Here is a 12,947-nt window from a genome sequence, read left to right as displayed (position 1 = left end):
TGACAGGATACCCGGCTCTTAACGCAAACGCATTGCTTTTGCTGCAGGAAGGGTTCAGGCTTTAAAGCAATTATTTAGCTTTAAGGTGCGGACATGTCTTCGCTGAACGGCTCTTCCTCTGCACGCCTGACGCTGCTGGGTTCGGTGCTGCTGACCTTCCTGGCCGCGTCCAGCGCGCCGACCCCCCTCTATGCCAGCTACCAGCAGGCCTGGGGCTTTTCCACCTTCTGGCTGACCTGGGTGTTCGCCGTCTATGCCTTCGCCTTGCTGGCGGCCCTGCTGGTGGGCGGGCGGCTGTCCGATCACCTGGGGCGGCGGCCGGTGATCCTGGCGGCGCTGCTGCTGGAGGCGGGTGCCATGCTGCTGTTCCACCAGGCGCATGACCTGGCGGATCTGGTGCTCGCCCGCGCCCTGCAGGGCCTGGCGACCGGGATCGCCACCAGTGCCCTGGGTGCGGCGCTGCTCGACGTGGATGCCGAGCGCGGTCCCTGGTTGAACAGCCTGACGCCACTGCTCGGCATGGCGATCGGCGCCCTGGGCTGCGGCCTGCTGGTGGAATTCGCGCCGGCGCCGCTGCAACTGGTCTATCGGCTGTTCCTGGCGCTCTTTCTGCTGCAGGGCCTGGCGCTGCTGCGCCTGCCCGACAGCGGCCCGCGCCGACCGGGTCTGCTCGCCGCCTTGCGCCCCCAGCTGGCGGTGCCGCCCCAGGCTCGCGCCATGCTCTGGCGGGTCCTGCCGCTGGAACTGGCGGTCTGGGCCGTGGGTGGCTTCTATCTGTCGCTGATGCCGGCGCTGGTCAAGGCAGCGACCGGTACGACGTCGATCCTGGTCGGCGGGGGCGTGGTGGCCGGCCTCACGCTCACCGGTGCGGCCTGTCTGCATGGCTTGCGCCTCTGGCCGGCGGCGCGCCTGCTGAGCCTGGGGGCGAGCACCCTGGTGGCCGGTCCGGCGCTGCTCTGGTTGGCGGTGGCCAGCGGTCAGCTGGGACTCTTCGCCCTGGGCACCCTGGTGACCGGTGTCGGCTTCGGCAGCGGTTTTCTCGGCGCCACCCGCAGCCTGCTTCCGCTGGCGCAACCAGCCCAGCGCGCCGGCTTGCTGGCCGCCTTCTATGTGCTCAGCTACCTGGCGTTCTGCCTGCCGGCCCTGGCGGTCAGCGCCCTGGTGCCCCGGCTGGGCCTGACCGGCGCCGCCGAGCTCTATCTGGTCGGGGTGATCCTGCTGGCGCTGCTGGGGGTGCGCAATAGCCTGCCCCGTGCCTGCGTGCAGCCGGGATAGGCTTTGTCTGAAAAGTGCCTGCGCTCGGTCATGCTGCGTTAAAAATCCGTTCGGAATGCTCATTTACCATTCGTAAACTCCGCTTCCTCACGGATTTTTGCCTTGCCTGACCTTCGCTCGGCGACTTTACAGACAAGCCTTAGAGCAGGATGTCGGCGGGACCGAAAATGGCCCGCTCGACGGGGCTGCCGGTGACCCGCTCTTCATTGGAGAAGCCGTCGTGGTCGCGCAGCGGGCCGAAGTCGATGCCGGTCAGCTGCTCGATGCGCAGGACGCTGCACTGGTAGGTGCGCAGGCGACCGAAGGCGATGGAGAGCTCGTCCAGCTCGCGGCGCTGGTCGATGAGGTAGGCGCTGGCGGAGGGCTTGCCGTCGTCACCGAGAAAGGCCACCACCTTCCAGAAGGCTTCGGGGATCCGGGCGTCGCGATAGGCGCGGTCATCCGCACGCAGGACCGGGCCGCTGAAGACGCTGACCCGTGCCTGCCAGCGCTGGGTGTTGTCGAGAATGTAGTCCTCCAGCTCCAACCAGGTCTTCTGGTTGAAGGCGGCCATCTGCGGCGCGCAGTTGGTGAAGTGGAAGGTGTCCTTATTGGCCTGGGCCGCGGCGGCGCCCCAGTTGGGATCCTGGCGGCGCACCAGGTGGCCACGGTCGAGCAGGTTGTCGGCATAGAGCGCCTCGCCGAGCTGGGCCTCCAGCGGCACCCGGCCGTCGTAGGCCCAGGCGTCGCGACTGCGGGGCACCTCGACGTGCTGGTCGCCAGCGATATTGACCCCGACCCAGAGCGCCATTCGCCGGCTGCGCGAGAGGCTGACCGAGAAGTGGGTGTAGTCCAGGCGGTCGCCCGAGGCGGGCAGGGGATAGACGTCGCCGGCCAGGGCCGCGCTCGGACGGGGCCAGGGGACCTGGAAGTCCCCAAGGAAATCGGCCTGGTAACCCTGGCGATCGGCCAGGCTGGCGGCGGGGGTGATGTGCGGCTCGGCGCTTCTCAGACCGGCGGGTTGCGCCGGCAGCAGGGGGCGCAGGTCGGCGAGGCGCGGACGATAGGCGAGATCGACGGCAAAGGGCTGGCTGGACATGGCGGCGCTCTGGCGAAAGGGGCGAACCGCCAGCGCAGCACAGGGAGGTTACCGGACGATGACGACGGTCAGCGAAGTGGTATGCACCGGCGCTAGCTGGCAAACTCGTTCGCGACCTAACGATTCCAACCCTTGAGTGAACCGCCCATGAAGCTATCGCTGTTTTCCCCCTTTGCCCGCCAGCGCGCCTGGCTGCTCGGCGTGCCCGGCCTGCTCCTCACCGGCGCCGCCCTGGCCAGTCAGCAGTCCGACGCCAAGGGCTTCGTCGAAGACGGTGACCTGACCCTGCTGCTGCGCAACTATTACTACCTGCGCCAGAACGAAGGCGACGGCCATGGCGCTGAAACGCGCAACAGTCGCGATCCGCGCAGCTGGACCCAGGCCTTCCTGCTCAACTACACCTCGGGCTTCACCCAGGGCATCGTGGGCGTGGGTGTGGATGCCTATGGCTATCTGGGTCTCAAGCTGGATGGCGGCGATGGCCACGCCAACACCCCGAACATGCCGGTGGACGGCGACGGCAGCCAGCGCAGCGAATTCAGCAAGGGCGGGGCGGCGGTCAAGCTGCGCGTCTCCAACACCGTGCTCAAGTATGGCGACCAGCAACCCACGGCGCCGGTGCTGGCGGCGGGTGGCAACTGGCTGTTTCCCCAGACCGCCCGGGGCTGGAGCCTGGTGAGCCAGGAGGTCGATCACCTGATGCTCGAAGGCGGTCACTTCACCGCCGCCACGGCGCCGCGCACCACCGGTTCGGACGGCGGCATCTTCGCCGGCTACGCGGGGGTCGAAGCGGCTTCGGCGAGCTACGCCGGGGGCGTCTACAAATTCAGCGATCACCTCAGCGCCTCGCTCTATGCCGGACACTTCGAGGATGTCTGGGACCAGTACTACGGCAACCTCAACTATGTGGTGCCGCTGGCCGCCGAGCAGAGCCTGACCTTCGACGCCAACCTCTATCGCACCCTGGACGCGGGCAGCGCCAAGGCCGGCAGCATCGCCAATACCGCCGGCTCGCTGGCCGCCGCCTTCCAGACCGGCGCCCACACCTTCACCCTGATCCACCAGCGTATCCATGGCGACCAGCCCTTCGACTACGCGGTCTTTGGCGCGCCGGTGCCGGGGTCCTTCGGTGACTCCATCCTGCTCGGCAACTCGATGCAGTTCTCCGACTTCAACGGCCCGGGCGAGCGCAGCTGGCAGGCCCGCTACGACTTGGACATGGAAAGCTATGGCGTGCCCGGCCTGAGTCTGATGGTGCGCCATACCCGCGGCAGCGGCATCGACGGCACCCACCTGGCCGCGGACTCGGCCTATGCCGGTCTCTATGGCGACGGCGACAAGGAACACGAGACCGATCTGGAGGCCAAGTACGTCCTGCAGAACGGCCCGGCCAAGGACCTCAGCTTCCGCCTGCGCCAGGCCTGGCATTCCGGCAGCCAGAGCACCGGCGGCACCGTGGCCGAAACCCGGCTGATCACCGAGTATCCGTTGAATATCCTGTGATGGGCGGCGCTCTGCAGGTTGGGCCTTGTAGGTTGGGTTGAGCGTCGCGAAGCCCAACAGTCCGTTGGCCATCGGCATGGCCGGGAATACCCTCACCCAAAGGAAAAAGGGGTAGCCGCGTAGAGTGGATAACGGCGCAGCCTTATCCACGTCCAGGTGCAGTTGATCAGTGGAAAACGCGGCGCGGTTTTCCACGCTACGGATGCCCTGGCAGCGTGATACCACGAGCAAACCACTCCCCGCGCCGGACCAACCGCCCCCTCTCCCTCGGGGAGAGGGCTGGGGTGAGGGTTGCCCTCACCAACGGTGCCAGGGTCATGCGCGGCTTGTTGGGCTTCCGCGATAGAGATGCCTCAACCCAACCTACATGGCTGGGCCTCGTAGGTTGGGTTAAGCGTAGCGAAGCCCAACAGCCCGTTGGCATCGGCATGTCCGGGAATGCCCTTGCCCCAGCCTACCTCCAAGAGGAGAGGGGGTAGCCGCGTAGAGTGGATAACGGCGCAGCCTTATCCACGCCCAGGTGCAGAGGGCAGTGGAAAACGCGGCGCGGTTTTCCACGCTACGGATACCCTGGCAGCGCGACACCAGGGGACAAGCTACCACCCGCGCCGGACCCAACCGCCCCCTCTCCCTCGGGGAGAGGGCTGGGGTGAGGGTTGCCCCCCGCCAACGGTGCCAGGATCGAGCGCGGCTTGTTGGGCTCCGGCGATAGAGTAGCCTCAACCTAGCTAAGGCCAACCTTGGCTATTTGCCACCTTTGGCCATCGGCATGTCCGGGAATACCCTCACCCCAAGCCTCTCCCAAGGGGAGAGGGGGCAGTTCGGTGTGATCGGGTGCCTCGTAGGTTGGATGGAGCGCAGCGAAGCCCAACAGACCCTATCTCAGGCTTTCGCTCGCGACTCCTCCAGCAGCCGCTCGATCTCCTCATGCAGCCGCTCGGTGGCGCCAACCCGGTCGATCCACCATTCGGTGGACCAGACGCGCAGCAGCGTCCAGCCGAGGCCCTGGAGGATGGCGCTGCGGGTCTTGTCGCGGTCGCGGGCGGTGGCGGCGCTGTGGTAGGTGGCGCCGTCGCATTCGATGCCCACCAGGTAATCGCCCGGACGATCGGGATGGACGATACCCAGGTCGATGCGGAAACGCGACACGCCGATCTGCGGCACCACCTGCCAGCCCTTGGCCTGCAGCGCCTGGGCCACGGCTTCCTCGAAGGGCGAGTCGTGTCCCCCCAGCGAACCCTTGACCGCGGCGGCCAGGGCCTGGGGGCCGCGCTGGGCGAATTCCAGGAACAGCTTGAGATCCCGTACCGCGCGGGCATTGGTGCGATTGAGGTCGATCAGCCCCGGATCGAAGGAGGAGAACACCAGCATCTCCCGGCGCGCCCGGGTCACGGCGACGTTGAGGCGGCGCCAGCCACCGTCCTTGTTCAAGGGACCGAAGTTCATCGACATCGTATTGGCGCCCGGCTCGGTGGGGCCGAAGCCGATGCCGAGCATGATCAGGTCGCGCTCGTCGCCCTGCACCGTTTCCAGGTTCTTCACCACCACCGGCTCGGCCAGGTCTTCGGCGAAGTGCGCCTCGATCTCCGGGTGCTGCTGGCGCGCGCGGTCGAGCAGGTCGGTGACCAGGCGCTGCTGTTCGCTGTTGAGGGTGATGATGCCCAGGCTGAGACCGGCGAAGGCCGGATCGAGCAGGCGCTTGACCGCCTCTGCGACCATGGCCTGGGCTTCCAGGGCGTTGTGCCGTCCCTTGCCCTTGGCGTAGACGCCGTCCACCCGCCGCCATTCCACCGCGCTCGGGCGGATCTCCGGGGCGGGGAAGGTGATGAGCTTGCCGTCGTAGTAGTGATGGTTGGAAAAGGCGATCAGGCTCTCGTGGCGACTGCGGTAGTGCCAGTTGAGGCTGTGGCTGTAGATGCCGGCGCCCAGGCATTCGTCGAGGATGCTCTCCAGGTCCTCGGCGGTGTCGTCCTCGCCGGCGGCGCGGTCGAAGAAGCGGGTCGGCGGCATCTGCCGTGGGTCGCCCGCGATCACCACCTGCACACCGCGGGCGATGGCGCCCACCGCGTCCCAGGGCGCGATCTGCGAGGCTTCGTCGAAGATCACCAGGTCGAACAGGCCGCCATCGGGCGGCAGGTACTGGGCGATGGACAGCGGACTCATCAGCATGCACGGCGCCAGCCGCGCCAGGGCGTCGCCCATTTCCAGGGCCAGCTGGCGCAGCGGCTTGTGTCGCCGCTGCTTCTGCAATTCGTGCTTGAGCACGGCGAAGCCGCCACCCTGGCGCGCCGCGTCGTTCTTCGGCGGCAGGCCGTGGCAGAGCAGGGCGCGGATATGGCGCACGGCGAGGGTCTGCAGGCGATCGTCCAGCCGGCGATAGGCCTGGATGTCGCTTTCGTGCTCGGCCGGGACGAAATCGCGCAGCAAGGGCTCGGCGTCCAGGGCGGTGGCGGCGAACCAGCGGGCATAGGCGGTTTCGAAGACGGCTGCGAGATCCTCGCCGGAGCCGACCGTGACGCGCGCGATCAGCGCTGCCAGGCCGAGGGCGTCGGCTTCCTCGCGGACCCGCTGCCAGTCGCACCAGGCCTTGAGGCGACCGGGCTGGCGCAACAGGGCGGCGGCGGTGCGTACCAGCTCGGCGGCCGGGGTGTCTGCCGGCAGTCCTGCCTGCTCTGCAAAGCTCTGGCGCTCGGCTTCGGCGGCCTCCAGGGCGGCGGCGAAGGCGCTGCTGGCCGGGGCCAGACTGGTGTCTGCCGACTGGTCCTCGGAATGCTGCAATCGGCGTGCTGCGGCCTGGCGCAGGGCCAGCAGCTGCTCGGGCGTTTCTGCCAGGGTCGGCAGCGCCGCGCTCAGCCTTTCCGCCAGGGCGCGGCGCGCGAGCAGGGCCTCCAGGTCGCTGGTGACGCCCTGCCAGCCGCTGATGCCGGCCAGGTTGGGCGTCAACTCGTCCAGTTCGGTGAGCAGGGTGCGCTGGCGCCGCAGGCGTGGCAGGTCGGCGGCCACATCGGGCTGGCCCTGGGTTTCGCCCTGGCGGGCGAGATCCTGGGTGACCTGGCGCTGGGCGCGGCTGGCGAAGATCCAGAAGCGCTGCCCGGCGGCATCCCAGGCGGTTTCCAGCTGGGTCAGGGCGACGCGGCGACAGGCTTCGGCGGCATAGGGCACCGACAGCTCGCGCTCCAGCGTCTGGTAATCGCGCAGCAACTCCAGGGCGCGCCCCAGCTGGCGCTGACGCTCGGCGGCGCCAGGCCCGAAGGCGAAGGCCAGGTCCTGGCCGGCGGCGTTCTGCAGCAGCTCGGCGAATTCCAGCAGGCGCCGGGGCGCCACCTGATCCGCCAGCGGCAGGCCAAGGACGTCGCGCAGGCGTTGCCGCGCCTGCTGCAGGGCCTGCTGGGTGTCGCGCAGCCGTTCGGCGGCGCCAACCAGGGCGTCCTGCCAGGCGTTGGACCAGGGATGGGCCGGCAAGAGGGCGAAATCCGCCGCCAGGCTGCGGCCGGTCTCGGCGTGCAGGGCCAGGCGGCGCACGGCGTTGCGCAACTCGGCCAGGGCCTCGGCGTCGTGGGCGTCGGCATTGGGCCAGGCCAGGCGCGGGGTATCGGGGGCGGCGTCGCGCAGGACGCGGCCAATGCTCTGCTGCAGGGTCAGGCCATTGGGCCAGCGCCGGTGCAGGCGCTCGACCACTGCATTGAGGCGATCGCGCAGGCGTTCCACCTCGGCGGCCTCGGCCAGCCATTCTTCTTCGTCGAGGCCGTCGCGGGTATCCCAGGCGCGCTCCAGCTGCTTGAGTACCTCGGCCTTGGACGCCTTGCTCGAATGCAGCTCCAGGCAGAATTCGCCCAGCCCCTGGGCCTCCAGGCGGCGATACACTACGTCCAGGGCCGCGCGTTTCTCGGCGACGAACAGCACCCGCCGACCGAGCGCCAGGTTGTGGGCGATCATATTGGCGATGGTCTGGGACTTGCCGGTGCCGGGCGGGCCGTCCAGCACGAAGTCCTGGCCACCGGCCGAGGCCAGCACCGCCGCCAGTTGCGAGGAATCCGCCGGCAGCGGGGTGAAGAGTTCGGCAGGGGTGACCTGGCGATCCAGCTCGCGCTCGCGGGGAAAGCTGCCCCCGCTCAGGTAGGCGCCGGATTCCGTGGTGCGCTCCAGCAGGTGCCGCACCAGCGGGCTTTCCATCAGCTGGTCGCTGCGCTCGGTGAGGTCCTTCCACATCAGGTACTTGGCGAAGGAGAACTGGCCGAGCAGCAATTCGTTGCTGACCTCGAAGCCGGGCAGGTCGCGCACCGCGCGGCGGACCCTGGTCCAGATGCCATCCACGTCGATGCCGTTGCCATCGCCGGGCAGCGGGCCGTCGAGCCCGGGAATGTCCAGGTCGAAGTCGTGGCGCAAGAGCTCCAGCAGGGTCAGGTTGAAGCGCGGCTCGTCCTCGAACAGGTGCAGGGTGATGCCGCTGGCGGCGCTCTGCCGTTCCAGGCGTACCGGCAGCAGGATCAGCGGCGCACGGTAGTGCTTGGGATCATCGGCCGCCTTCTTCCAGCGCAGGAAGCCCAGCGCCAGGTAGAGGGTGTTGGCGCCGCCCTCGTCGAGATCACTGCGGGCGCGGCGATAGAGCTCCACCAGGGCCGCGTCCAGTTTGGTCGCATCCAGGGGCGCGACCACCTCGCCGCGGGCCAGGGCGCCGCGGGCGTATTCGTCGTCGAGATTCTCGTGCTCGCGGGCTTCGTGCAGCACGGCGTCGCGCCCGCTCACCGCCAGATCCGGCAGCGGCACCAGGCGCAGTGCCCGGCCCTCGGCCAGGCGATCTTCCAGCGCCGCCGGCTCGGGGCAGAGCAGGGGCACGCTGCGGGCGTTGTCCGGCACATGCAGCAGGCGATTGCGGGTGGTGAGGTCGAGCAGCTTGCGCTGCCACAGTGCCAGGCGCCCGACCGGGGTGGTCGGCGCCGCCTCGACGTCCACGTCGAAGGCCGGCAGCGGCGGGGCTTCTTCCAGGGCTTCGCCGGGCAGTAGCAGGCCGTCCGCATGGATGGCCGGCTGGCCGGGCACCGCCAGCGGGCGAATGCGTTGCAGACGGGCACGACGAACGTCCAGCGCCAGCACGAAGGACTCGTCGTCCAGCTGCCGCTCGGCCAGTTGCATGGCCTGGCTGAAGGAAGGCGGCGGCGAGGCGGTGGCCTGGGTGGTCTCGAAGACCAGCAGGTCCTTGAGCGCTACCCGCTTGCGCACCGGCTCGGCGTCGTCGGTGAGCAGCTGGGCGAATTCCTGGGGCTGCAGCCAGACCCCGGCGAAGGCATGGCCGCGGGTAATGACCAGCAGCGGATTGAGACCGGCCTGTTCCAGCGCCGCGCAGGCGAGCAGGGCGAGATCCAGGCAGGTGGCCAGGCCGCCGTCGAGGATGGCGCCCGGCGTGCGGATCTTCTGGCCTTGGCGCTCGAAACTGGCCGGCGGCACCGCATAGGTCAGCTGCAGACCACAGAGCGCCGACCACAGGGCCGAACCCAGCTCCCAGACGCGTCGCCGCGAGCCGCTCTCGTACCCGTCCAGCGCCGTGGACTTGCCGGCGCGGCGCAAGACCTCGGCGGCCGCGCCCAGCAGGCGATCCACTGCCGGGTCGTTGGGCATGACGAAGGCCGCGGCCAGCTCGGGCATGCTGTCCACGCCGCCCCACTGGTTGCGGGCCAGCAGCTCGACCGGATAGCGCCGCGTCTGCAGGATCTCTTCGCCCTGACGCACCGTGAAGGTCAGCTGGGCGACCAGGCTTTCCTGCAGGCTGCCGAGCAGGGCGGCGTCGAATTCGAGGTCGCGATCGTCGAGATGAAGGGTGCCCTTGGGGTCCAGGCGCTCCAGGTGCCAGGTGCGCGGGACCACGAAGGCCGGCTCGGCGGTCACCGTCAGGCTGACGTCGACCAGGGGTTCCTGGCCGCTGTGGGTGAGGCGCAATTCGCGCAGCACGGGCACCGCGTTCTGGTGCGCCGCAAAACCGATCTTGCCGGCCAGCACCAGTTCGACATCCACGCTCATCGCCTACCACCCTTGCTTATTGCCTAAGGTAGATGAATGTACAGTAGTGGACGGGTCGATGCAGCCCATAGCCGGCCTGGGCAAGCGGAAAAAGTCCTTTGGTGACGGGCGGTTGCGTGGTTTGAGGGATAGGTCGCGCTTCAGGCCGCCGCGGTCGGGAAGACCAGGCTGAAATGGATGCCCCGCTCATCCTGCTCGACCTCGGCGCGGCCGCCGTGCAGGCGCATGATGGCGGCGACGATGGCCAGGCCCAGGCCGTTGGAATCATGGGGTTGGTGGCGCGAGGGATCGGCGCGGTAGAAGCGGTCGAATAGCCGACGCAGGTGCTCCGGCGCCAGCGCCGGCCCGGCATTGCTGACGCGGATGCGCCCGCCGTCCGCCTGCAGGAGGATCTCGCCGTCCGGCTCGGCATAGCGGATGGCATTGGCCACCAGGTTGCTCAGGGCGCGGCGCAGCATCAGCGGATCGGCGACCACCTCGCCGCCGCCCGATACCACCAGCCGCAGGCCGCGCTCGTCGGCCGGCCCTTCGAAATAGTCGGCGATGCGCGCCAGCTCTTCGTCCAGCTGCAACGGCTGCGGGGTCAGCACCGCCTGGGCGTCGTCGGCGCGGGCGAGGAAGAGGATGCTTTCCACCAGCCGCGAGATGCGCTCCAGCTCCTCCAGGTTGGACGCCAGCAGCGCCTGGTAGTCCTCGGCACTGCGCACCTGGCGCAGGGCGACCTCGGTATGGCCCATGAGGGCATTGATCGGGGTGCGGATCTCGTGGGCGAGGTCGGCGGAAAATTGCACCAGCCGGCCATAGCCGTCGGCCAGGCGCGCCAGCATGGCGTTGTAGTTTTCCACCAGCGGCTGCAACTCGCGCGGCGCATCGGCCAGCTCCAGGGGCGCGGCCAGGCGGGTCGGGGTGATGCCGCCGGCATGGCGGGCGATGCGCCGCAGCGGCGCCAGGCCGCGTCGCAGCAGCAGATAGCCGAGGCCAGCGGTACACAGGAAGGCCAGGGTCACCGCGCCGATCAGACCCAGCCGGAAATCGGCCAGGGTGGTGTCTTCGTTGCGCAGCACATGGGCGGCGGTCAGCTCCACCGGGCCTTCGGGGGTGTTCACCGCGACCCGCGCCGCGCGCCAGCGGGTGCCGTCGGCCAGCTGGCCTTCGCGCAGATCGGCCCGGGTCGGTCGTCGGGTCTGGGGGATGACGGCCAGCTCGGGAAGGGCGATCTGCAGCGGATTGGAGGCGATCACCGGCTTGGCGCCCGGCGCGCCGATGAGAAAGACGTCCTGCTCGTTGCCCAGCATGTTGGCGAACAGCTGCGGACTGCGCCCCAGGGTCTCCAGCGACAGGTCGGCGCTGAGCAGGCTGCGAAAATGCGCCAGGCGACCGAGCAGGGCATAGTCGGCGCGCTCCAGCACCGTCCGTTCCAGGCTGTGGTAGAGGAACAGGCCGGCGCCGCCCACGGCGAGCAGCGCCACCAGGGCGAATCCCAGGGTGGCGCGCAGGATAAGCGAGGGTGAGCGGGCGCTCAAGGGCGGACCTCGCAGACATAGCCGATGCCGCGCACGGTATGGATCAGCTTGACCGGGTAGGGATTGTCGACCTTGGCGCGCAACCGCTTGATGGCCACGTCCACCACGTTGGTGTCGCTGTCGAAATTCATGTCCCAGACCTCGGCGGCGATCAGGGTGCGCGACAGCACCTCGCCTTCGCGGCGCAGCAGCAGGTGCAGCAGGGCGAATTCCTTGTTTGTCAGCACGATGAGGTCGTCGCCGCGGGTCACCCGCCGCCGCAGGAGGTCCAGCTGCAGATCGGCCAGGTGGAAATGCTCGGGCTCGCGCACCACGCCACGCCGCAGCAGAGTGCGGATGCGCAGCAGCAATTCGACGAAGGAGAAGGGCTTGACCAGGTAGTCGTCAGCGCCCAGCTCCAGGCCGCGGATACGATCCTGCAGGCCGTCGCGGGCGGTGAGAAAGAGCACCGGCACGTCGAGCTTCTTGCGCAAGACCTCCATGATCTGCCAGCCGTCGATGCCGGGCAGCATGACGTCGAGGATGATCAGGTCGTAACGGCCGTCCAGGGCCAGGTGCAGGCCGTCGGCGCCGTGCTGGGTCCAGTCGACCGCGTAGCCGGATTCGCCGAGACCCTTCTTCAGGTACTCGCCGGTCTTCTGGTCGTCTTCGATGAGGAGAATGTGCATGACGTAATGGTAGGGCCTCCGGTCGCTTCGCTGGGTGACATTTTTGTCATTCGCCGGTCATCTTGCTGACCCCCCACGCGTCGCACTGTGGCGGGGCGATTCCCTATCCCAGGAGGCTTCATGCGTACCCAGACTCTGCTCCGCGGTTCCCTTGCCCTGCTGCTCGCCAGCAGTGCCCTGCTGGCCCAGGCCGCGCCCATGCCCACCGTCAAGCCCATGCGCGGCACCGTGGACAGCGTCCAGGGCGACACCCTGGCCTTCACCACCCGCAACGGTGCCCACCAGACCCTGATGCTGGATGACAAGACCAGCTACCGCGCCGTGTCCAAGGCCAACCTGGATCGCATCGAAGCCAACAGCTTCATCGGCTCCGCTGCCACACCGCAGCCCGACGGCACCCTCAAGGCGCTGGAAGTGACGGTGTTCGAGGCCAGCCTGCGCGGCTCCGGCGAAGGCCACTACGGCTGGGAAAATGCCGATGGCAGCACCGGCACCATGACCAACGGCACCGTGGGCGAACTCAAGAAGGCCAACGGCCGCACCCTGACCGTGCAGTACAAGGGCGGCGAGAAGCAGCTGGTGGTGCCGGAAGACGTGCCCATCGCCTATGTCGAGAAGGGCGACCGCAGCCTGCTCAAGCCCGGTGCCAAGGTCGTGCTGTTCCCCGCCGAAGACGGCAAGCACGCCAAGGGCGTGGCCGTAGGCAAGGACGGTTTCACCCCGCCCATGTAATGAACTACCCAAAGCCAGCTGCGCGTCGGCCAAACGGCGTTGAAAAGCCCCTGGGTCGCCAGCCCTGCCTAGGCGGCCCCATCGGAATGCTCATTTACCATTCGTAAACTCGAGCGCGAGTCCGATCCGCTTCCTCAGGGCCTTTCGCCTTGT

7 protein-coding genes are annotated in these 12,947 nt (G+C 68.6%); 3 read left to right on the top strand and 4 right to left on the bottom strand.

What is annotated here, in order from left to right:
• Positions 1–93 precede the first annotated feature (93 nt).
• On the top strand, positions 94–1,275 hold the full coding sequence (locus PSK12I2_RS0109990) for an MFS transporter (protein ID WP_027598274.1): 1,182 nt from the start codon (positions 94–96) through the stop codon (positions 1,273–1,275).
• A 139-nt stretch (positions 1,276–1,414) separates the two neighbouring features.
• On the opposite strand, the gene PSK12I2_RS0109985 is transcribed toward PSK12I2_RS0109990, so the two are convergent.
• Positions 1,415–2,353, bottom strand: coding sequence for a DNA/RNA non-specific endonuclease (locus PSK12I2_RS0109985; protein WP_027598273.1), 939 nt, complete (start codon positions 2,351–2,353; stop codon positions 1,415–1,417).
• Positions 2,354–2,500: 147 nt separating this feature from the next.
• Between PSK12I2_RS0109985 and PSK12I2_RS0109980 the strand changes: the two genes are divergently transcribed.
• Positions 2,501–3,856, top strand: a complete 1,356-nt coding sequence (locus PSK12I2_RS0109980; protein WP_027598272.1) for an OprD family porin — start codon at positions 2,501–2,503, stop codon at positions 3,854–3,856.
• Positions 3,857–4,738: 882 nt separating this feature from the next.
• On the opposite strand, the gene PSK12I2_RS0109975 is transcribed toward PSK12I2_RS0109980, so the two are convergent.
• The 3 genes from PSK12I2_RS0109975 to PSK12I2_RS0109965 form a co-directional block, all read right to left on the bottom strand.
• Positions 4,739–9,871 (bottom strand): DUF4011 domain-containing protein, encoded by a 5,133-nt coding sequence (locus PSK12I2_RS0109975; protein ID WP_027598271.1) that lies wholly within the window; start codon positions 9,869–9,871, stop codon positions 4,739–4,741.
• Positions 9,872–10,011: 140 nt separating this feature from the next.
• Positions 10,012–11,394, bottom strand: a complete 1,383-nt coding sequence (locus PSK12I2_RS0109970; RefSeq protein WP_027598270.1) for a heavy metal sensor histidine kinase — start codon at positions 11,392–11,394, stop codon at positions 10,012–10,014.
• Positions 11,391–12,062, bottom strand: coding sequence for a heavy metal response regulator transcription factor (locus PSK12I2_RS0109965; RefSeq protein WP_027598269.1), 672 nt, complete (start codon positions 12,060–12,062; stop codon positions 11,391–11,393). Before PSK12I2_RS0109965 ends, PSK12I2_RS0109970 begins: the two co-directional genes overlap by 4 nt.
• Positions 12,063–12,182: 120 nt before the next feature.
• On the opposite strand from PSK12I2_RS0109965, the gene PSK12I2_RS0109960 reads away from it, so the two are divergent.
• Complete coding sequence (locus PSK12I2_RS0109960; RefSeq protein ID WP_017640014.1) at positions 12,183–12,794, top strand: hypothetical protein; 612 nt, start codon at positions 12,183–12,185, stop codon at positions 12,792–12,794.
• Positions 12,795–12,947 lie beyond the last annotated feature (153 nt).

This window comes from Pseudomonas sp. MOIL14HWK12:I2 (genome assembly GCF_000510745.1).
Classification (GTDB): domain Bacteria; phylum Pseudomonadota; class Gammaproteobacteria; order Pseudomonadales; family Pseudomonadaceae; genus Chryseomonas; species Chryseomonas oryzihabitans.
Note: the sequence above shows the minus strand (reverse complement) of the source record. Positions and strands in the feature narration are given on the sequence as shown.